This is a genomic window from Intrasporangium sp. (genome assembly GCF_040414665.1).
Classification (GTDB): Bacteria; Actinomycetota; Actinomycetes; order Actinomycetales; family Dermatophilaceae; genus Intrasporangium.
Genome location: NZ_JBEDUL010000167.1, coordinates 33,268 through 54,784, shown reverse-complemented (window position 1 = coordinate 54,784; position 21,517 = coordinate 33,268). Strand labels below are relative to the sequence as shown.

16 protein-coding genes are annotated in these 21,517 nt (G+C 69.1%); 6 read left to right on the top strand and 10 right to left on the bottom strand.

Annotation, left to right across the window (positions count from 1 at the left end):
- Nucleotides 1-110 precede the first annotated feature (110 nt).
- Nucleotides 111-953, top strand: coding sequence for a formyltetrahydrofolate deformylase (gene purU, locus ABF401_RS18085; protein ID WP_353510977.1), 843 nt, complete (start codon nucleotides 111-113; stop codon nucleotides 951-953).
- A 446-nt stretch (nucleotides 954-1,399) separates the two neighbouring features.
- Here the strand turns inward: purU and plsY are convergent, their stop codons facing one another.
- The 3 genes from plsY to leuS are packed head-to-tail and all read right to left on the bottom strand — an operon-like array spanning nucleotide 1,400 to nucleotide 5,999.
- On the bottom strand, nucleotides 1,400-2,002 hold the full coding sequence (gene plsY / locus ABF401_RS18080) for a glycerol-3-phosphate 1-O-acyltransferase PlsY (RefSeq protein WP_353510976.1): 603 nt from the start codon (nucleotides 2,000-2,002) through the stop codon (nucleotides 1,400-1,402).
- Complete coding sequence (locus ABF401_RS18075) at nucleotides 1,999-3,006, bottom strand: DegV family protein (RefSeq protein ID WP_353510975.1); 1,008 nt, start codon at nucleotides 3,004-3,006, stop codon at nucleotides 1,999-2,001. The genes plsY and ABF401_RS18075 overlap by 4 nt, the downstream gene beginning before the upstream one ends.
- A gap of 47 nt (nucleotides 3,007-3,053) precedes the next feature.
- Nucleotides 3,054-5,999 (bottom strand): leucine--tRNA ligase, encoded by a 2,946-nt coding sequence (leuS, locus tag ABF401_RS18070; RefSeq protein ID WP_353510974.1) that lies wholly within the window; start codon nucleotides 5,997-5,999, stop codon nucleotides 3,054-3,056.
- A 700-nt stretch (nucleotides 6,000-6,699) separates the two neighbouring features.
- On the opposite strand from leuS, the gene ABF401_RS18065 reads away from it, so the two are divergent.
- Together ABF401_RS18065 and ABF401_RS18060 are read left to right on the top strand one after the other, a co-directional pair.
- Nucleotides 6,700-11,871 carry a multicopper oxidase domain-containing protein gene (locus ABF401_RS18065; protein WP_353510973.1) on the top strand — a complete coding sequence of 1,724 codons (5,172 nt, stop codon included), beginning with the start codon at nucleotides 6,700-6,702 and terminating at the stop codon, nucleotides 11,869-11,871.
- Nucleotides 11,872-11,891: 20 nt separating this feature from the next.
- Nucleotides 11,892-12,038 (top strand): hypothetical protein, encoded by a 147-nt coding sequence (locus ABF401_RS18060; RefSeq protein WP_353510972.1) that lies wholly within the window; start codon nucleotides 11,892-11,894, stop codon nucleotides 12,036-12,038.
- Between the two features lie 110 nt (nucleotides 12,039-12,148).
- Here ABF401_RS18060 and ABF401_RS18055 read toward each other — a convergent pair whose 3' ends face one another.
- Nucleotides 12,149-12,463 carry a helix-turn-helix transcriptional regulator gene (locus ABF401_RS18055; protein WP_353510971.1) on the bottom strand — a complete coding sequence of 105 codons (315 nt, stop codon included), beginning with the start codon at nucleotides 12,461-12,463 and terminating at the stop codon, nucleotides 12,149-12,151.
- Nucleotides 12,464-12,611: 148 nt separating this feature from the next.
- Between ABF401_RS18055 and ABF401_RS18050 the strand changes: the two genes are divergently transcribed.
- The gene (locus ABF401_RS18050; protein ID WP_353510970.1) at nucleotides 12,612-13,430 is read left to right on the top strand and encodes an MBL fold metallo-hydrolase; all 819 of its coding nucleotides are present in this window, start codon (nucleotides 12,612-12,614) and stop codon (nucleotides 13,428-13,430) included.
- A 5-nt stretch (nucleotides 13,431-13,435) separates the two neighbouring features.
- Entirely contained in the window at nucleotides 13,436-17,347 is a 3,912-nt protein-coding gene (locus tag ABF401_RS18045) for an adenylate/guanylate cyclase domain-containing protein (RefSeq protein ID WP_353510969.1), read from the top strand.
- A 19-nt stretch (nucleotides 17,348-17,366) separates the two neighbouring features.
- On the opposite strand, the gene ABF401_RS18040 is transcribed toward ABF401_RS18045, so the two are convergent.
- Both ABF401_RS18040 and ABF401_RS18035 read right to left on the bottom strand, forming a co-directional pair.
- Nucleotides 17,367-18,350 carry a hypothetical protein gene (locus ABF401_RS18040; RefSeq protein ID WP_353510968.1) on the bottom strand — a complete coding sequence of 328 codons (984 nt, stop codon included), beginning with the start codon at nucleotides 18,348-18,350 and terminating at the stop codon, nucleotides 17,367-17,369.
- A 132-nt stretch (nucleotides 18,351-18,482) separates the two neighbouring features.
- The gene (locus ABF401_RS18035; protein WP_353510967.1) at nucleotides 18,483-19,154 is read right to left on the bottom strand and encodes a lysoplasmalogenase family protein; all 672 of its coding nucleotides are present in this window, start codon (nucleotides 19,152-19,154) and stop codon (nucleotides 18,483-18,485) included.
- Nucleotides 19,155-19,267: 113 nt separating this feature from the next.
- On the opposite strand from ABF401_RS18035, the gene ABF401_RS18030 reads away from it, so the two are divergent.
- Nucleotides 19,268-19,642: a thioesterase family protein gene (locus tag ABF401_RS18030; RefSeq protein WP_353510966.1), complete on the top strand. Its 375-nt coding sequence runs from the start codon at nucleotides 19,268-19,270 to the stop codon at nucleotides 19,640-19,642.
- 129 nt (nucleotides 19,643-19,771) lie between these two features.
- Here the strand turns inward: ABF401_RS18030 and ABF401_RS18025 are convergent, their stop codons facing one another.
- Genes ABF401_RS18025 through ABF401_RS18010 form a run of 4 tightly spaced genes read right to left on the bottom strand, consistent with a single transcriptional unit; the run spans nucleotide 19,772 to nucleotide 21,509 of the window.
- Entirely contained in the window at nucleotides 19,772-20,383 is a 612-nt protein-coding gene (locus ABF401_RS18025; RefSeq protein WP_353510965.1) for a YgjV family protein, read from the bottom strand.
- A gap of 36 nt (nucleotides 20,384-20,419) precedes the next feature.
- Nucleotides 20,420-20,857, bottom strand: a complete 438-nt coding sequence (locus ABF401_RS18020) for a 2TM domain-containing protein (protein ID WP_353510964.1) — start codon at nucleotides 20,855-20,857, stop codon at nucleotides 20,420-20,422.
- Complete coding sequence (locus ABF401_RS18015; RefSeq protein ID WP_353510963.1) at nucleotides 20,854-21,195, bottom strand: DMT family transporter; 342 nt, start codon at nucleotides 21,193-21,195, stop codon at nucleotides 20,854-20,856. The genes ABF401_RS18020 and ABF401_RS18015 overlap by 4 nt, the downstream gene beginning before the upstream one ends.
- Nucleotides 21,195-21,509, bottom strand: a complete 315-nt coding sequence (locus ABF401_RS18010) for a DMT family transporter (protein ID WP_353510962.1) — start codon at nucleotides 21,507-21,509, stop codon at nucleotides 21,195-21,197. Before ABF401_RS18010 ends, ABF401_RS18015 begins: the two co-directional genes overlap by 1 nt.
- Nucleotides 21,510-21,517 lie beyond the last annotated feature (8 nt).

Genomic DNA, 21,517 nt, shown 5'->3' with positions numbered 1-21,517 from the left:
TGCGGAACTGTGGACGACGGCTCGCCACCCGAGCGGATGTGGACGGTCACTCCCCGAGACGGCGCCACCCCGATTGGGAACGGACCCGCGGGCTGAGCAACAATCCTCGGATGGCCCGGCACATCATGACCCTGACCTGCGACGACCGTCCCGGCATCGTGGCCGCCGTCTCAGCCGCACTCCTCGACGTCAACGCGAACATCCTGGAGAACCAGCAGTACTCCGACGAGGACACCAACCTGTTCTTCATGCGGACCGTCTTCGACGCCGACACGGCCGGCGTGCAGAAGGTGCTCGACGCCATCGACGCCTCCCCCGCCATCAAGCACCAGCACCTCGCCGTCCGGCCCGCCGAGGAACGCTGCCGCACGCTCATCCTTGTCAGCAAGTTCGACCACTGCCTGCTCGACCTGCTCTACCGGTGGAAGTCCGGAGACCTGCCCATCGACATCGTCGGCGTCGTCTCCAACCACGAGGACACCCGCGGACTCGTCGAGTACTACGGCCTGCCGTTCCTGCACATCCCGGTCACGGAGGACACCAAGGCCGACGCCGAGGCGCAGCTGCTCAAGATCGTCGAGGCCGAGGACGTCGGACTCGTCGTCCTCGCCCGCTACATGCAGATCCTGTCGGACTCGTTGTGCCGGGCTCTCGCCGGCCGGGCGATCAACATCCACCACTCGTTCCTCCCGGGTTTCAAGGGCGCCAAGCCCTATCACCAGGCCCACGACCGCGGAGTGAAGCTCATCGGGGCGTCGGCTCACTACGTCACCGCGGACCTCGACGAGGGACCGATCATCGAGCAGGACGTCGTGCGCGTCACCCACGCCGAGACACCGCAGCGGCTCGTCGCCATCGGCCGCGACGTCGAGCGGCGCGTGCTGTCCCGAGCGGTGCGCGACCACGCCGAGAGCCGGGTCTTCCTGTCGGGGCGCCGCACGATCGTCTTCTGAGGGCTGCGCCCGGGCCGTATGCCGCCGGGCTGAGTTTTCGTCGACTGTGCACTCCGCGCCGGGCTGGCCCCGTCGAGTGTGCACTCCGCGCCGAGCTGAGTGCTCGTCGACTGTGCAGTAAGCGCCGGGCTGAGTTTTCGTCGACTGTGCACTCCGCGCCGGGCTATGTTCTCGTCGACTGTGCAGTACGCGCCGGGCCGAGTTCAGGGCGCACGACTGGGGCGCGGCGTCTTGGCGCGCATGCTCGGGAAGCTGCGGGCGCCATCCCCTCGACCCATCCACTACGCCGTCACACGAGCGCAGCCCGAGATGGCCCGGAGTGCACACTCGACCAGACGGGGGGCGGGCGGGAAGTGCACACTCGACGGGGCCAGCCCGAGGTGGCGCGGAGTGCACACTCGACGGGGCCAGCCCGGCGCGAACTGCACAGTCGACGAGAACGCAGGTCAGCGGAGGCGGCGCTGGCGCCACCAGCCGATGACGTTGTTCCGGTGCCGCCAGAGCACGACCAGGGCGATGCCGATGAGCCAGAGGCCGGTCCACAGGTCCCCGGGCGCCCGGCCGGCCAGCACGAGGACGGCCATGACGATCATCGCGAGGGCGCCGAAGATCGAGCCGGCGGCCACCCATCGGGTCGTGATCACGGCAACCGCGAAGACGGCGACCGAGACGAGCGCCACCCAGGGGTGGACGCCGAGGATCGCCCCCAGTGTGGTGGCCACGCCCTTCCCGCCCCGCCCCCGGAGGAAGGGCGACCAGACGTGGCCCAGGATCGCGGCCAGACCGACGGCGTAGGCGGCGTGCGCGCCGAACCACTGCCCTGCGAGGAAGGTGGGGACCAGCCCCTTGAGGACGTCGAGGACCCCGACGAGGACCCCCCACTTGCGGCCGAGGACACGCCCCGCGTTGGTCGCACCCGGGTTCCCCGACCCCGAGGCGGACAGGTCCTTGCCGAGGAGCCGGGCGATGATCGTCGCAGGGTTCACGGACCCGAGGAGGAAGGCTCCCAGCACTCCTCCGACCCAGGCCGCGACGGTGCCGGCGTTCATGGTCTCGGGGACGCGGCCGATGCAGGGAGTGGCTCACCCGGACGCGGCGAGATCGCGATGGCAACGGTGCCCGGCCCGACGTGCGCCCCGACGACGGCCCCGAGCTCGACGACGAGCACCTCGGGCGACCCGGGTAGGCGGCCCTCGAGGTGCGCCGCGATCTGCTCGGCCCGCGCTGCCGCATCGAGGTGATGGACGGCCAGGTCGACGTTCACCCCGCCCTTCGTGACGTACTCGAGCACCATGGCCTCGATGCGGGCGACAGCGCGGGACGAGGTCCGGACCTTCTCGACCGGCATGATGCGCCCGCTGCGAACCGCCAGGATCGGTTTGATCGCGAGGGCGGACCCGAGCAGGGCCGAGGCGGCACCGATGCGCCCCCCGCGCCTCAGGTGCTCCAGGGTGTCGACGTAGAAGAGGACGCCGGACGGCCGGAGCCGCGCGTGGATCGCCTCCGTGACCGCGTCGAGCTCGCCACCGGCAGCGGCGACCTCCGCCCCCGCGACGACCGAGAAGCCCATCGCCATCCCGATGGTCTCGCTGTCGATGACCTCGACCGGAACGGACGCCTCGGTGGCTGCGAGGGCGGCCGCCTCGTAGGTCCCGGACATCTGGCTCGACAGGTGCACCGACACGATGTGCGTCGCGCCCTCGTCCACCAGCCGGGCATAGACCTCGGCGAACATGGCCGGGCTCGGGCGCGAGGTCGTGACGATGGTGTACTCACGCAGGGCCGCCGCGACCTCCGCTGCGCTGATGTCGCGGCCCTCGACGAGCTCCTGACCGCCGACGACGACATGGAGCGGGATCACCTCGATGCCGTGCCGCTCGACGAAGGACTCCGGCAGGTACGCCGTCGAGTCGGTGACCACTCGCACGTCGACGCGCGCGCCGGCGGCCTCCTGCTGGACCAGCTCCGTCGCGCGGGTCCTTCGCCAGCGGCGCAGCCGGTCACCCAGCCGGTCATTGAGCTTGTCACCCAACGGTGGGCCCGCGGCGGTCACCGTGGGCACCCGGCCAGGTCAGCGGCATACGGCATGGTCGTCGTGCCTCACGCCGGGACGACGTTGACGAGCTTGGGCGCCCGCACGATGACGGTGCGGACCCCGTCCACCGTGGCCGCCTTGACCTTGTCCCGGGCGAGCACGAGCCCGCGCAGCTCGTCCTCCGAGATGTCGGGAGCCACCTCGATGCGATCGCGCACCTTGCCCTTGATCTGGATGACGCAGGTCACCTGCTCCTCGACGATCTTCGACGGGTCGCTCACCGGGAACGGCACGTACGAGACGCCGCCGGCGTGGCCCAGCCGCGCCCACAGCTCCTCCGCGATGTGCGGCGCGATCGGCGCGATCATGAGGACGAGGGCCTCCATCACCTCGCGGGGCGGCACCTCGAGCTTGGTGACGGCGTTGTTCAGCTCGATGAGCTTGGCGATGGCGGTGTTGAAGCGCAGCCCCTCGTAGTCCTCGCGAACCCCCGCAATCGTCTTGTGCAGCTGGGTGGTCAGCCCCTGGTCCGGCTCGGCGTCCGCCGTGTCACCGACGCGCAGCTCGCCGGTCACCTCGTCGACGACGTTGCGCCACACGCGCTGCAGGAACCGCTGCGACCCGACGACGGCACGCGTCTCCCAGGGCTTGGACACCTCGAGCGGCCCCATCGACATCTCGTAGACGCGGAACGTGTCCGCACCGAAGCTGTCGTACATGTCGTCCGGGCTGACCATGTTCTTCAGGGACTTGCCGATCTTGCCGTACTCGCGGTTGACGAGCTGGCCGTCCCAGACGTACGTCGGCTGGCCATCCTTGCCCGGCTCCTCGACGACGTCCGCCGCGGGGACGTACTGACCGCGCCTGTCGGTGTACGCGTAGGCCTGGATGTAGCCCTGCGCGAAGTACGTACGGAACGGCTCCTCGCTCTGCACGTGGCCGAGGTCGAAGAGGACCTTGTGCCAGAACCGCGCATAGAGCAGGTGGAGCACCGCGTGCTCGACGCCGCCGACGTAGAGGTCGACGCCGCCCGGGTCGCGCGTACCCTTCGGCGCGCCCTCGACGGGCGTCGCCTGCTTGGCCATCCAGTACGCCTCGTTGGCGGGGTCGACGAATGCCTCGTGGTTCGCCGGGTCGAGGTAGCGGAAGTAGTACCAGCAGGACCCGGCCCAGTTGGGCATGGTGTTCGTCTCGCGGTGGAAGCTGCGCCGACCGCGGCCGTCCCCCAGGTCGAGCTCGACGTTGACCCACTCGGGGACGCGCGACAGCGGCGGCTCCGGGCTGCTCTCGGCGTCGTTCGGGTCGAACGTCTTGGGGCTGTAGTCCGGCACGTCCGGCAGGGTCAGCGGCAGCTGGTCGTCCGGCACCGGGTAGCTGACACCGTCCTCGTCGAACATGATGGGGAACGGCTCGCCCCAGTAGCGCTGCCGGCTGAAGAGCCAGTCGCGGATCCGGTAGGTGATCGCACCCTCCCCGAGGCCCCTGCTCTCCAGGTGGGCGATGATGCGTGACTTCGCCTCAGCCACGCCCAGGCCGTTGAGCGAGACCTCGGCGGTGGCGGAGTTGATCGCGGGCCCCTCACCGGTGAACGGCTCGTCGTCCGGGTGGCCTTCGATCGGCTGGACGGTGCGGATGATGGGCAGCTCGAACTTCTCGGCGTACTCCCAGTCACGGGTGTCCTGGCCGGGTACGGCCATGATGGCGCCAGTGCCGTAGCCCATCAGCACGTAGTCGGCGACGAACACCGGAATCGACTCTCCCGTCACGGGGTTCGTCGCCCAGCTGCCGGTGAAGACCCCGGTCTTGTCCTTGCCCTCGGTCTGCCTCTCGACGTCGCCCTTGCGGGACGCGGCGAGCTGGTAGGCCGCGACGGCAGCCCTGGGGCTGGACTGCGCAGTGGCGTCGTCGCCCGTCCAGACGTCCTTCGTCCCCTCGGGCCAGTCGCCTTCAGGGACAAGGGCGCCGACGAGCGGGTGCTCGGGGGCGAGCACCATGAAGGTCGCGCCGAAGAGCGTGTCGGGACGAGTCGTGAAGACCTCGATGTCGGCCCGCTCCCCCGCCACGGTCGCCACGGGGAAGCGCACGCGGGCACCCTGCGAGCGCCCGATCCAGTTGCGCTGCATCAGCTTGACGTTCTCTGGCCAGTCCACGCGGTCCAGGTCGTCGGCGAGCCGGTCGGCGTAGGCGGTGATCCGCATCATCCACTGGGACAGGTTGCGCCGGAAGACCGGGAAGTTGCCGCGCTCGGACCGTCCCTCGTTGGTGACCTCCTCGTTGGACAGGACCGTCCCCAGACCCGGGCACCAGTTGACCGGGGCCTCCGACTGGTAGGCGAGGCGGAAGGCGTCGAGCGCCTTCGCCTGCTCGGTCACGGTCAGCTCCGCCCAGGGGCGACCGTCCTCGGTGAGCACGGCCCGACGGCCCGCCTCGAACTCCTCGACGAGCTCGCTGATCGGTCGGGCCTTCCCTCGGCCACCGTCCTCGCGCACGGCGGTCTCGTCGTACCAGGCGTCCCAGATCTGCAGGAAGATCCACTGGGTCCAGCGGTAGTAGTCCTCGTCGATCGTCGCGAAGGTGCGCCGGTTGTCGAAGCCCAGCCCGAGCCGCCGCAGCTGGCGCCTCATGACGGTCATGTTCTCCTCGGTGGTCTTCCGAGGGTGCTGCCCGGTCTGCACGGCGTACTGCTCGGCGGGCAGGCCGAACGCGTCGTAGCCGAGCGCGTGCAGGACGTTCCGCCCGAGCATGCGGTGGAAGCGCGAGTAGACGTCGGTCGCGATGTAGCCGAGCGGGTGCCCGACGTGCAGGCCCGCGCCGCTCGGATACGGGAACATGTCGAGGACGACGAGCTTCTTGCCGCGTTGCCCGACGGTCTCGGGGTCGGCCCACGGCCCCGCGGGGTTGGGCGCGTTGAACGTGCCCTCCTCCTCCCACCGGTCCTGCCAGGCGACTTCGATGTCCCCAGCCATGGCCGCTGTGTAGCGGAACGGCGTCTCGTTGGTCTGTTCGCTCATGTCTTCTCTCTCATCACGTCGTGGGTGGCCGTGCGCCCTGGGCGCTTCAGACAAGAAAAAACCCCTCGCACAGGAGGGGGAGCCGCGTTGATGCCGGGATGCTCCCGGCTTTGGTCAACGCGGCTGCGGAAGGAGCAGCAGACCAGCCATGTGCCCAAGGTTAGCGCAGGTCCCAGCACGGCTGGGCCGGGAGACGCGTGCCGCGACCCAGCCCAGCGGCATACGGCCGTCGTATGCCGCTGAGCCGGGTTGCGCGGGTCGTACCCGTGACGCCGCGGCCGGCTGTCTCCACAGGTCCGGCGACTTCTTTCAAGAATAAGGTTTGGCTATCCTGATCCGACATATCCGGTCATTGTTCAAAGAAAGGCGAAAGGCAATTCGTGACTTTCTCTTCCCAACAACTTGGGGAGCGCGCAGCGCAAATAGAGCGGATCCGCTGAAAACCGCCTGTTTCGAATGTGATGGAGATAACATTCGGGTCAATTGCCTTGCCATTCACCTCATTTCGTGAACGCGTGGCGCTGCGAGTGCTTCAGTTTGGTAATGCGGTGCGATAGCGCCGTCCAAATCTAAGGGGTTCATCATGGCGCCTCGTTCACGCAAACTGTTGGTGCTGGTAGCGGCCCTGGCCGCCTTGATGGTTTCGGTGGTGGCGCCCGGCAGAGCCTCCTTGGCCTCCGTGCTGGGGAGCGGCCGATATATGACTGGCACATCCCTCGCTGCGGCTACCCCGACCGCTCCGGCGGCCGTGACCGACCCACGGGACGAGTCGAAGGTCCCGCACTACTTCGGGCCGTACCCGAACTGGGCGAACAGCCCGCAGGTGCTCGCGGACGCAGTCGTCAAGCTCAGCCTTGGCACCCCGACCCCGGTGGCCTTCGGCAACGCGCTGGTCGAGCGCGCCAACGCGACCGACTATGCGACGCCACCCGGCGAGCTCGGCCCGGTCTTCGTCGTGCTTCCCGGCTCGACGCTGCCGGCGGGCACGCTCAACAGCTTCCAGACGTGGAACCAGGCGAATGCTGCCGGGAGTCCCACGCCTTCGGCGGGCGGCCTGTTCCACGCCTACGTGCTGCGCCCCACAGCGACGACCAACGAGTACACCGTCGTGTACGACAGCGGCCAGCTGACCGTTCCTGCCACCGGCGTGGCGGGCGTGGGCGAGGTCGCGACGTTCCCGGCCGGAACCGGGGTGGCGGTCCAGGCGGGCGACGTCATCGGCTTCTACGGTCAGGGGATCCCGGTCGACACCGGGGTTGCCACCAATACCGACCTGTTCAGCTATCCGGCGGGTGTGGACAGCAGCACGACGCCGGCGACCAACGTGCCCCCCGCCGTCGATGCCACCGTGACCGTCGGCGGGGCCGCCTTCCCGCTCTACCCGACGCAGGACCGGAACTACTCGTTCGGTGCGCTCGTCACGCCGACCGTCACCGACCCGGGAACCGGTGCAGAGGCAACCGCCACCGTCGACCCGAAGACGGGCGGCATCCTGAGCGTCGATGTCACCAATCCGGGCAGCGGCTACCTCAACCCGCCGAACGTCACGTTCGAGTCGCCCGGCATCACTCCGACGACCCCTGCGGCGGCGACCGCACAGATCGCTACCGGCGTGATCTCCAGTGTCACCGTGAACGAAGCAGGCTTCGGATTCTCGGCCCCGGAGGTGACCTTCACGGGCGGCAACCCCACGACGCCGGCCACCGGTGTCGCCAGTGGTGGCGTCGACAAGCTGAAGCTGACTGATGGCGGAACTGGCTACACGGTCCAGCCGATCGTGAAGATTTCGCTGCCAGACCTGCCAGACGGCGTCCAGGCGACCGGCAAGGCCACGATGGACGCGAATGGCGTCGTCACCACCGTTGAGGTGGTGGAGGCCGGCTCCGGCTACACGAAGGCCCCGACGGTCGAGATCCTCGACGGCAACCAGGTCAACGCGACTGGGGCCACCGTGGAGGCCACCATCGGGATCGGCCGGATCGACGTCACGGATGGCGGCAGCGGCTACGACTCGGCGCCGAGCGTCGCCATCAACGACACCGTCGGCGTCGCGGACAAGGGTGCCAGCGCTACCGCGACCGTGGCCGTCAAGGGCTCGGTCACTGCGATCACCGTCACCGACCCCGGCGCGGGCTACCTCACGCCAGGCCTGAGGAAGTTCGTCGACACCTTGGCGGGCATGGGTCCCGAAAAGGCCAACAGCCTCGGCCAGTACATTCCCACGGCCGTCCCCGACACGACGACCTATCCCGGGACGGACTACTACGAGATCGGGTTGGTGCAGTACCGGCAGCAGTTCAGCTCGCAGCTGCCTGCGACCCTGCTCCGCGGGTATGTCCAGCTGTCCACCCCGGTAGTGAAGGGCAAGCAGGAACCGCTGAGCAATGCGAATCTCGATCCCGCCGTCGCGCCCACCCCGATCACGGGCTACACCGGAGTGGACACGCCGCACTATCTCGGCCCGACGATCGTCGCGACGAAGAACAAGCCCGTCCGGATCACCTTCCGGAACCTGCTGCCCAAGGGTGAGTCCGGCGACCTGTTCCTCCCCGTCGACACCTCCCTCATGGGATCCGGCATGGGTCCCAACGGCGTCACGCTCGACCCGGTGACGAAGGTGCCGATGGACATGGCGACCGACGAGGGTCTGGTCACCGACGGAGTGCGCAATCCCGCGTGCGCCGAGACCCCGAAGCCGGCGACCTGCTTCACGGAGAACCGGGCCACGCTCCACCTGCACGGAGGCATCACGCCGTGGATCAGCGACGGTACGCCGCACCAGTGGGTCACCCCCGACGGTGAGGCCACCGCGTATCCGAAGGGCGTCAGTGTGAGCAACGTGCCCGACATGCCCGACCCCGGGCCCGGCGCGGAGACGTTCTTCTACACCAACCAGCAGAGCGCGCGGCTGATGTTCTACCACGACCACGCCTGGGGCATCACCCGCCTCAACGTGTACGCGGGCGAAGCCGCACCGTACCTGCTCACCGATGACACCGAGGCGAAGCTCATCGGCGCCGGCGGCGCCCTCGAGGGCCTCGGCCACGGCGACCCGCTGGTCATCCAGGACAAGACGTTCGTGCCGGACTCGGCCACGATGGCGAAGGTCGACCCGACGTGGAACTACTCCAAGTGGGGCGGCGAGGGCAACCTGTGGACGCCGCACGTGTACATGCCGGCACAGAACCCCGGCGACCCGTCCGGCATGAGCGCCTTCGGCCGGTGGATGTACGGCCCCTGGTTCTGGCCGCCTGCCAAGAACGCCAAGTACCCACCCATCGCCAACCCGTACTTCGACCCGAACTGTGACCCCGACGTGCAGGCGTTCTGCGAGCCGCCGGAGATCCCGTCGACGCCGAACGTCTCGGTGGGCATGGAGGCGTTCAACGACACACCCATCGTCAACGGCACCGCCTACCCGACGACCACGGTCGATCCCAAGGCCTACCGCTACCGGGTCCTCAACGCGGCCAATGACCGCTTCTGGAACCTGTCGTGGTACGTCGCCGACTCGACGGGCACCGAGGTCGCGCTGAAGCCAGCGGAGGTCGCGGCCGCCCAGACGGACCCGGTCGTCTTCCCGACACCGGACACGACCAAGAGCCCCAAGGGACCGGACTGGATCCAGATCGGCACCGAGGGCGGGTTCCTGCCGTCCCCCGTCGTGGTCCCAGCGCACGAGACCACGTGGATCACCGACCCGACCCGGTTCGACGTCGGCAACGTGGACCAGCACTCCCTGCTGCTCGCACCCGCGGAGCGGGCCGACGTCGTCGTCGACTTCTCCCAGTACCGCGGCAAGACCCTGATCCTCTACAACGACGCCCCAGCGGCGTTCCCGGCCCGAGTCCCCGGCTACGACTACTACACCGGAGGCCCGGACCTGACCCCTGCTGGCGCACCGTCGACGCTGCCCGGCTTCGGGCCGAACACCCGCACCATCATGCAGGTGAAGGTGTCAACGGCCGATCCGGCACTTGCGTTCGACCGGCCGAACACCACGGCCGACCGGATGGGCGCGCTCGTGGCAGCGTTCACGCACCACACCGATTCCGCGACTGGCAAGGCAGCCGGCGTGTTCGAGTCCGGTTCGGACCCGATCATCGTCGGGCAGGACGCCTACGACACCGCCTACGGGAGCAACTTCGTGGGCAGCGGCAACTGCAACAGCCCGACGACCCCGACGGCCAGGTGTGACGGCTACGCCCGGATCAACCAGCAGGGTGGCGACGTCTTCAAGTTCGACACCCTCGGTCCGAACAAGGACGGAACCGGCGCACAACTTGGGATTCCCTTGCAACCCAAAGGTATCCATGACGAAATGAACTCGGCCAGCTTCGACGAGTGGGGTCGGATGACCGCGAACATGGGACTGGAGGCGCCCGGGGCGACCCCGCTGCTGCAGAACATCATCCTGTACCCGTTCGTCAATCCGGCCACGGAGACGCTGGACGCCACGGGGTTGCCGAGCAGTCTCGACGTCACGCCGATCAGCTCCGCAGCCGACGGGACACAGATCTGGAAGATCACGCACAACGGTGTGGACACCCACCCGCTGCACTTCCACCTGTACGACGTCCAGGTCCTCAACAGGGTCACCTGGGACAACATCATCATCCCGCCAGACCCGAACGAGCTCGGCTGGAAGGACACCGTCCGGGTCAGCCCGCTCGAGGACACGATCGTTGCGGTGCGACCCATCGTGCCGGTCCTGCCCTTCGGCGTCCCGGACAGCAAACGGCCGCTCAACCCGATGATGCCCATCGGCGCCAAGGGTTCAGTGAACGGCCCGAACGGCACCGAGGCCGGGTTCAACAACACCGACGCCAACGGCAACCCGATCGCACCCATCGAGAACGTCATGACCGACTTCGGCTGGGAATACGTGTGGCACTGCCACATCCTCAGCCACGAGGAGATGGACATGATGCGCCCGGTCACGGTTCACGCCGACCGGAGGCTGCCGGATCCGCCGGTCATCACCTACATCCGCAACGGAGGAGTCAACCTCGTCTGGACCGACGGCACCCCAACCAGCCTGACAGACCTGACGACGTGGGGTAGCGCAGCGAACGAGGTGGGCTACCGCATCGAACGGGCTCCGGTGGCTGCCAACGGCAAGGTGGGCGCCTACGTGCCGATCGGCACCACGCTCGCCAACGTGACCGGCTTCAACGACACCGCTGCCGGAAGCACGGCGCTCTACAGCTACCGCGTGGTGGCCTGGAACGCCGCCGGTGACTCCGTCTCGACGCCGGTGCTCGTCGGGCCGACCGGAGTGCCGGTCCCTGCGGCACCGACCACCCTGGCCACGACGTTGCAGGCCGGCCCGCAGGCGAGCCTGACGTGGCGAGACAACGCCACCAACGAGACCGGCTTCGTCGTCGAGCGCGCCCTCGTCGTCTCGGGTGTCGTCGGCACGTTCACACCGGTCGCGACGGCACCTGCACGGAGCAACACGGGCAGCGTCACCTATGTGGACAAGACCGTGCGCCCTGGCGCCACGTACACCTACCGTGTCAAGGCGGTCAACGGGGCTGGCTCCTCGGCGTACTCGAGCCCCAGCACCAACCTCACGGTGCCGGCGTTGCCAGCGGCTCCCACCGGCGTGGCCGGGACGGCCGTCCGGCAAGGCGGAGGTGAACGCGTGACGCTCACGTGGAATGGCGTGCCGGGCCTGACCGGCTACACCATCCAGTGGAGCACCAGCAGCACGTTCGCCACGGTCTCCGGCTCGGCCCCGGTGGGCAGCGCGGCCACGACCTACACGACCGGCTCCATCGCCCGTCAGGCGTGGTACTTCCGGATCGGTTCGGTCAACCTCAGCGGAACCACGTGGTCCGCACCCGTCTCAGTGGCGGCCGCGCCCTAGCCGGCACTGAAATGCAGACGGTGGGGTCCGCTCCGGCGGGCCCCACCGTCATGCTCGGCGCCGCGGTTCTTGCGCAGATCCCAGCATGGCTGGACCGCGTGACGCGTCCGGGGACCCAGCCCAGCGGCATACGGCCGTCGTATGCCGCCGAGCCCGCTCCCGAGTGAAGGTGCGGTCGTGCGGCGGGTTGGCTTCGTCGAGGACAACTCGAGCACTCGCGTCGCTGCCTGCAACGACACGGCACAGTCGTCCCGGCCCAACCTGCGCAGGTGGCTCGTCAGGAGGCCGTGGTTGCGGTGGCAGGCTCCCGGTCCTCCGTCGCCAGGAGCTCGACGAACTGACCTACCAGAAGTTCGCGCTCCACGGGGTGGCGGAAAGAGGCGTCGCGGCGCACGACGTACCGGTTGCGACGACCGACGCGGAAGCGGGCGATGGTCTCGTTGGCCTCCAGGTCGGACACGATCGCCTGCACTGCACGCTCCGTGATCCCGACGCAGCTGGCGATCTCGCGGATCGTCGCGTCCGGATCCCGTGACACACAGACCAGCACGTGTCCGTGATTCGTGAGGAACGTCCACCCCCTGTGCTTCATAGCTCGGACGATACGCGCGCGAGAGCCCGACGACCGGCACGTGTGAGCAACGAGTCATGGCCTGTCGACGCGTCCCCCGACAGCCTCCTCCTCCGCCATTCTGCCCATGGGATGGACGCCTCCGGTAGATTGCCAGAGGGGTGAGGCCATGAGGTTGCTGTTCCTCGGGGTGCGGGGATCCACGCCGGCTCCCGGCGCCGCGTTCGTCCACTATGGCGGTCACACATCCTGTGTGGCCGTCGCGCACGATCACGCCGACGCACCGACCATCGTGCTCGACGCCGGCACGGGCATCCGCCTGCTGAGCGATCGCCTTCCGGGGCGCGACTTCACCGGTGTCATCCTCATCACCCACATGCACTGGGACCACGTCCAGGGACTTCCCTTCTTCGTCAAGGGTGACCAGCCCACGAGCGAGGTCGACCTGTTCCTTCCGGCGCAGGACGGCCTCGGCGGCCGAGACCTGCTCGCCCGGTTCCTCTCGCCCCCCGGCTTTCCGATCCTCCCGGAGGGGTTGCAGGGACAGTGGCGCTTCCACGCGATCGGCGCCGGCGCCGTGCCCGTCGACGGCTTCGAGGTCAGGGCGTTCGATGTCGAGCACAAGGGCGGCCGGACGTTCGGCTACCGCATCACGGACGACTCCGGGTCGATCGCGTACGTCCCCGACCACGCGGCAGTCTCACGCCCCGCGAGCCTGGCCGCCTCGCTTCGGGACGTCGACCTGCTCATCCACGACTCTCAGTTCTTCCGCGCGGAGCGCGAGGTCGCGGCGCGCTTCGGCCATGCGACGGTGTCCGACAGCATCGAGCTGGGCATGGAGGTGGGTGCTCGTCACGTCGTGCTCTTCCACCACGCACCGAACCGCACCGACAGCCAGCTGAGGTCGATGGAGCGCGGCCTCCGCGGCCCGATGAAGGTGACGGTGGCCCGAGAGGGCATGACGCTGTCGGTGGGAACTCGGGACTGAGAACCATGCCCGCCCGCAACCCCCAGATGGATCCTGCCCCTGAACCGGCCGGCGACGAGGCACTCGTCCCGTATGTCCCGGCACTGGCGGCTGAATGGCTCGCGGAGGACCGGACCACCCGGCATCGGCGGATCTCGGGGAGCATGGCGTTCGTCGACATCTCGGGCTTCACCTCGCTCACGGAGCGCCTCACGCGGATGGGCAAGGTCGGCTCCGAGGAGCTGAGCGACATCCTCGACTCGACCTTCACGGCGCTGCTCGAGCAGGCCCGCCGGGAGGACGCGGACCTGGTCAAGTGGGGTGGCGACGCCGTCCTGTTGCTCTTCCGTGGGCAAGACCATGCAGCGCGGGCGGTCCGCGCGACCGCCGCGATGCGCCGGGCGCTCTACTCCGTCGGGCGGACCGGCTCATCGGCAGGCAAGGTGACCCTCCGGATGTCCACGGGCATCCACAGCGGCGACTTCGACTTCTTCCTCGTCGGCGACCCGAACGTGCACCTGGAGCTCATCGTCAGCGGCCCCGCAGCCAGCCGTACCGCCGAGCTCGAGGGTGCCGCCACCGCGGGCCAGATCGCCGTCAGCCCGGAGACGGCCGCCGGCCTGCCCAGGTCCGCGGTCGAGCAGAACGACGACGGACTGCTCCTCGTCCGACGTGCCCCCGCCCGCTCCGCGCGCAACGCCACGCCGGTGTCCCCTCGTCCGGCCGCGAGGACGGCACCCGGGATCGCCGTCCTCCTTCCACCACCGGTTCGCACCCACCTCTTGGCGGCCGCTGGCGAGGCAGAGCACCGCACGATCGCCGTCGCCTTCATCCAGTTCTCGGGCACGGACGACCTCATCGAACGCGAAGGCCCCGAGGCGCTCGCGACGGCTCTCGACGAGGTCGTGCGCAACGTCCAGTCCGCGTGCGAGTCCGAGGGAGTGACGTTCCTCGAGAGCGACATCAACCGGGACGGAGGCAAGATCATGCTCGCTGCCGGCGCCCCGCGCGGCGGTGAGGACCTCGAGCGGCGCATGCTCGCTGCCACGCGGCGGGTCGTCGACTGTGCGGGGCGCCTGCCGCTGCGCGTCGGCGTCAACCGGGGGCGGGTCTTCGCCTCTGACTTCGGACCGTCGTTCCGCCGGACATATTCGATCAAGGGCGATGCCATCAATGTGGCTGCCCGGGTCATGGGCAAGTCCAGCCCTGGTCAGGTCCTGGCCGTCCGCGATGTCGTGAGCCGCGCGGGTGGAGGCATCGTCGCAACGGAGGTGCCGCCCTTCCTCGTCAAGGGCAAGTCACATCCGATCCAGGCCGCGCTCGTGACAGCGACCGGCGACCACCTGCGCACCTTGGCCTCGGGCACCGTCGGGCTGCACGGTCGGAACCACGAGATCGGCGTCCTGGCCGCCGCTCTCGGCGACGCGCGGCACGGCCACGGTGGCTGGGTCGAGCTGGTCGCCGATGCCGGTCTGGGCAAGTCGTCGCTCATCGCCTGGTTGTGCGACTCGGCGCCCGACTTCACCGTCCTTCGCGGCACAAGTGGGCGCTTCGGTGGGGCGAGCTCCCACCAGGCGACCCGGCGCCTGGTCCGCGACGTCATCGGCGCCAGCCCCGCCGCAAGCCCGGAGGAGCACGAGGCCGCCCTGATGAAGGCGATCCGCCTGCACGCTCCGGACCTCGAGGCGTGGACGCCCCTGCTCGCAGCCGTCCTCGGCTTCACGCTGCCCGAGACGCCTGAGCTCCGCGATCTCGACGAGCGGTTCCGTCCGGCGCGGCTCTCGCAGGTGGTGGTGTCCCTGATCCGCTCGGCACACAAGGGACCCACGCTGTTCCTCTTCGAGGGCGCGGACCGGATGGACGAGTCCAGTGCGGACGTCATCCGGGAGCTGCTCCGGGAGGTGCCGGACCAGCCGTGGCTCGTCCTCACGGGACGCCGACCCGATCCCGGCGGGCTGGAGTCGACCGAGGAGGACGCCGCGACGCGGATCGAGCTCGCACCGCTCGACGAGGCGGCGTCCGTGTCGTTCCTGGAGGCCATCACGGCGGATCGCCCGGTCAGCGCCCACCTGCTCCGACGCGTCGCGGCCAAGGCGGCCGGCAACCCATTGTTCCTGCGTGCTCTCATCGACACCGTCGGGGCGTCCTCCGACGAGGACCTGCCCGACACGATCGACTCACTCATCGGGGGCCAGATCGACCGGCTCGCGCCTCGGTGCCGGACCCTGCTGCGCTTCGCTGCAGTGCTTGGTGAGCGGTTCGACGTCGAGGACCTCCAGGAGATGGTTGCCTCGCAGGGATGGTCGATCGACGATGCGGACATCCGGGACCTTCGCGGCTTCATCGAACCGGACGGGCCGGTCCAGAGCTGGTTCCGCTTCCACAACCCCCTGATCCGGGACGTCGCCTACGCCGGGCTGCCCTATCGGCTGCGGCGGAGCATGCACCTCCGCGTCGGTGAGGTCCTCGAGCGCACGGAGGACCGCGAGGCGGTGAGTGAGCGCCTCGCCACCCACTTCTTCGAGGCCGGCGACTACACGCGAGCCTGGTCCTACTCCCGCATCGCCGGTGACCGCGCTCGCCACTCCTTGAGCTATCCCGAGGCCATGGCGCTCTATGACAAGGCGCTGGCCGCCTCCCGCAACGTGAGGGACGTTGCGACCGAGGAGCAGGCCCAGGTGCTCGAGGCGAAGGGCGACGTGGCAGACCTTGCCGGCCTGTCGCGGGAGGCCATCGATGCCTACCGCAGGGCCAAGACGCTCCTGCGGCAGGATCCCCTGGCTGTTGCCAGCCTGACGGTGAAGGAGACGAGAATCCACCAGCGCCTCGGCGCGTTCGGCACCGCGAGCCGAATCGCCAGCAACGCCCGGGCCCGGCTCCAGAGCCTCGACGGACCGCTGGCAGCAGCGGAGCGCTCACGACTGGCCAGCCGCCTCGCCGTCGTGCACCACCTGCGGTCGCGTCACGACGACGCCCTCCGCTGGAGCCGAGTCGCCGTGGAGGAGGCCCGCGAGTCGAACGACTCGAGTGCCCTCGCCCTGGCGTACAACTACCGGGAGCTCATCAGCACCGCCGCGGGCGAGCAGCCGGACGAGCCGTACGGCGAGCTGTCCCTGGCCGCCTACACCGCAGCGGGCGACCTGCTCGGCCAAGGCCACTCCCTCACCACCCTCGCGATCCGCTCGCTGGCCGACGGCGACTGGGACACCGCCGACGCCAGGTTCGACGAGGCAACCGAGCTCTTCCGCAGGGTCGGCGACGCAGCCAACGAGGCCAACTCTCTCTACAACCGGTCCGACGTCCTCCAGCGCCAGGCCCGCTACGACGAAGCCGCACCACTCCTCGCCGCAGCTCGCCGCGGCGCCCTCGTCACCGACGACCCTGAGCTCGTGGCCCTCGTGGACCGCGAGCTCGGCAAGGTGCGCCTCGGCCAGGGCCGAATCGACGATGCCAGGGAGCTGCTTGAGCAGGCGCGGTCCGCGCTCGAGCGCCTCGGGCTCGAGCACGAAGCCGTCGACGCCGCCGTCTCGCTGGCGCACTGCCGCCTCGTCGAGCATGACTTCACCGGAGCCCTGGCCGAAGCCGCCGCACTGCTGCCCAAGGCCCAGGCCGCAGCCGTCGACGACCTCGAGGCGAGGCTGCACCTGATCAGGGGCGCCGCGTTGGCCTTCACCGGGGACTGGGAGGCAGCGGAGACCGCCTTCGAGATGGGCCGAGACGTGACGACGCGGCATGACGGAGGGCACGTGCGTGCGCTCAACCTCATGGGGCTGGCCCTGGTCTCGCCACGCACCGGCCACGACCGCACTGCCGAGCTCACCGAGGCACAGGAATGCCTCGCTCAGCTCGGAGTGGTGCGCCTGCCGCCGCCGTTCGACACCACGGACCTGGCTGCGACCGACCTGAGCGGCCAGATCGGCCAGGCAGCCAGGGGCTAGGTCGAGGGAGTGCCCCCGATCAGTAGCCGGTACCCCGCACGTCGTGGGTGAAGTTGAAGTAGAGCAGCGTGTCGCCGGCGTTGTCGCGCGAGCTGTTGACGTAGTCGACGCAGGCCACCGCTTCGCCCGTCACCGGGTCGACGTTGGCCTGGCCCTTGAGCAGGCACGCCGGGGCGACGGTGTCGAGGGGCCCGGAGAACGCGTACGTGAAGTACACCTTGAACTTGTTCACGCCGCCGTTGCCGCACTGCGTCTTGTCGCAGCGGAAGATCAGTGTTGCGGGCGACTGTGCGGTGTATCCCTCCAGCGCGGCGATGAACTGCACGACGGTGGAGCCAGCCTTGCAGGGTCCCCCGGCGCACTGCTGCGCCGTGGCACCGGTCGACAGGGCGGCCCGCTGGGATGCGAAGCTCAGCGGCAGCATGGCGATGCCGCAGTTGGTCTCCGGGGTCGTCGTCGTGCACGTGTCGGCCCCGAAGACGGTCGTCCCCTGGTTGGCGAGCTGCAGCGTCCGCAGACTGTCGAAGGGCGACGAAGAAACTGGCGTGAAGCTGATCGGCTTGCCCTTGCCTCCGACCGCAGGCGTGATGACGACGCCGTTCTCCACTGCGGAGTACGACACCGTGGCATGAGCCTCGGTCTGGGTGGCCAGCAGCGTGACCTGGTTGGGGCTGAGCACACCGTCGGGGTGACCGTCCTCAACGGTGACGCCGAGGTTGAAGGTCACGTCCTGGTTGAACGCCTGTGAAGAGGTCAGGGTCAAGTCGATCGGATCGCCCGCCTTGGCGAGCACCGGAGGGACGGCGCCGTCCAGTCCGAGGCCGGGCGTGGACACAGAGACCGACACCACGGGCGGTGGCGTGGGATCGGGCTTGGCCGCAACAGCGGGGGACGCGATCAGTCCCAACACCGCAAGGGCGCCGACGACCGTGCCGACGAGGCGAGACCTCCCCCCAACTCTCGTGAACGGCTGCGTGGTCCGCGGTGTGGATGATGAACTCATGGGTGAGGGCCCCGTTTCTCGTCGGGTTCGATTGCCGGGAGCAGCAGGTCAGGTAAACCTGCCTTCAGATCATTGAAGGACCGGTCGAGCAGGACTTCAGCCGAATGGCGGATTCCCTCGCGCGTTCGTCCCTTATGGCCGGAACGTCCCATCGCCGATCAGCCCGACGACGAGGAGCACCAGGGCGGCGTGGTAGGTGACCATGACCAGCGCGGGAGCCCAGCGCCGTTCGAGACAGAACCGGTCGTGCCCCAGGACGAGCCACGACACGAGCAGGAGCGTGCTACCCCCGAGGACGACCACGTCGCCCTGCCAGGCCGCCACGAGGACCAGGCCGACGAGCGACATGACGTGGAGGAACACGATGCCTCGCTGCCGCCCGGCGAAGCGGATGACGTCGCGCCCCCAACGGCCGTGCAGGACGACGACGAGCGGCACCGCCGCCAACACCCACCACGGACCGGCCTGGCGAGGCGCGGACACCACCGCCCAGCCCCACGCGACGTGCCCGAGCAGGGAGGTCGAGAGGCCGAGCAGGTACCTCGCCTCGGTCGCCGTCAGGAGCAGCAGATCGGTCGCCAGGGAGAGGCCGAGCGCACCGATGACCGGGGGAAGGACCCGCTCAGCAGCCCCTTGGGCTGACCCCGGCACCGCCGCGACCGACCACGCCAGTCCGCCGAGCAGGAGCAGGAAGGTCGGCCTCGTGATGAGGTCCACCACATGGTCGCCGCGTGCGACGGCGACCCAGTTGAGCACCGCCGTGAACGCGAGAGCCACCGCGAGCACCATGACATGGGTGTCCACACCGCCAAGGTTGGCAGCACAGTGCGCGAGAACGGCGCGGACACGCGGCGACGACGAGGTCACCATCATGGACCCGAAGCGGAGCCGCCAACGATCCATGGGAGACTCGAGTAATGCCAATGCGCCAGTTCCAGCACACCGTGACGCCAGACGACACGGCGGTGAAGCTGGGTACAGGGGACCTCGACGTCCTCGCAACGCCACGCCTCATCACCTGGTGTGAGGTCGCTGCCTTCCAGGTCTGCCAGAAGTCCGTCGACGAGGACCACACGACGGTCGGGACGATGGTGAAGTTCGAGCACACCAAGGGCAGCCCGGTCGGGACGGAAGTGACGATCGAATGCGCCGAGCCGATCAACGACGGACGGCGGCTGGTCTGCTTCGTCCGGGTCAGGGATGCCGACGGGGACGATCTGGGGAGCGGTGAGCTCCACCGCGCCATCGTCAACCCGGAGCGGTTCATGACCAAGTGCCGCAAGCTCATCTGAGCCGGCTGGGAGCCCGCCGGAGCGCACGGCCACTTCGCCGGCACGAGCCAGCTCAGCGGCATACGGAAGAAGACGAGTGTGCCGTATGCCGCTGTGCTGGCTTCTCTACGCGGGTACCGCCGGCGCCCCTCACAGGACGTAGGCGTCGCCGTGCTTCCGGAAGCCCAGCCGCTCGTAGTACGGGTCCACCATCCCTGCCGGGGTGAGGATCTCGCGGTAGCCGCGGCTGCGGAAGGGGCCCTCGGGCCCGAAGACGAACTCGCCTGGTGAGAGGTCGCGATAGGGCGGGGTCACGTAGTCGAGCAGCAGCTGCGCCCGCCCGTCGCCGAGATCGCGCATGAGCACGACGCCGACCGCCGTGTCGCCCTTGACGATGAGGTAGCACGGGTCGCCCGTGAACGGGTCGTGGACGAACCCGGGGTTGTGGCGGCGGATGTCCGCCTCGTGCACCCGCAGGCCATGCCGCAGGAACTCGTCGTCACCGGCAACCTCGATGACCTCGTAGACGCCCGAGTCGTGGCGTTCCCTCGACATGCGCAACAGGTGCACGACGTTGATGACGGCGAGCACGATGTTGAGCCCGACCATGGGCCACACGCCGACCACGCCGTTGTAGATGATCAGGACGAGGCAGCCGATGAGGTTGATGATCCGGAGCCGGTGCAGCTCGGTCTGCAGCAGTGACCAAACGAGTACGGCGGAGCCGATCCAGCCGACAGCTTCGAGCCACCAACCGTCCATCCACCGGAGCCTAGTGGCGACAACGGCGCCGTGGGGTCACCTGCTGCGCAACCGATCCATCTCCGAGGCGATCTCGGACTCGGTGGGCTCGTGCCGCCAGTACACGTCCATCGCGTGCGCAACGAGGCCGATGCCCCAGATGCCGATGGGGAAGACAGGCCAGAAGAAGTTCGCGCCGGTCATCGCCCAGATGAGCACGAACATGCCGTTGAAGAGCGCGTAGATCAGCAGGTGGACGCGGAACTCTGCCTTCGCCTTGAGCCGCTTGACGGCACGGTCGTGCAGCTCGGCGTCAGCGCCGGTGCGGTCGACGCGGGGGGTGGGTTGTGGGTCGGCGGACGGGGTGACCGGGATCAGGTTCGCGGTCATGATCGTCACTACTCCTTCGCGGGCCGCCTCGCGCCACGCGCTCGGCTCCCACGTCCAGCGTAGGCCGGTCGCCGCGGCGCGAAGGCAGAAGGTGGGCGGCGTCACCCCACGTCACTCTCGCCTCCCGTGGAGCCGACGAACCGCAGTCCGACGACGGCCAGAACGATCCCGCCGAGAAGCAGAACCTTTGGGACGGAGGAGGACTCACCGCCTACCACGATGGCCCACGTGACCGTGAGGGCGGCACCGACTCCCGTCCAGACGGCGTAGGCCGTGCCGATGGGGATGGACTCCGCTGCCATGCCCAGGCCGACCATGCTGGCCGCCAGGGCGACAAAGAAGACGACGGTGGGCACGAGCCGGGACAATCCGTCAGACGCTCCGAGCGCGCTGGCCCAGACCGCCTCGAGCACGGCGCTGGCCAGCAGGATCACCCAGGGCATCAGGCCACCGCCTTGAGGCCGATGACGCTGCCGACGAGCAGGAGGAGGAGCGCGGCGCGGCGCGCATCCAAGCGCTCGCGGCCGCGCGCCACCGAGAGCAGCACGGTGCAGACGGCGCCGATGCCGACCCATACGGCGTAGGCGGTCCCAGTGGGCAGGCCCGTCATCGCGTAGGCGAGTCCGCCCATGCTCGCGGCAAGGGCCACCGCGAAGACAACGGTCGGCAGAGGGCGACGGAAACGGTCGGAGGTTGCCAGAGCCGTGGCCCAGACGGCCTCGAGGACCCCCGAGAGGATGAGCACGAACCAGTGCACGATGACTC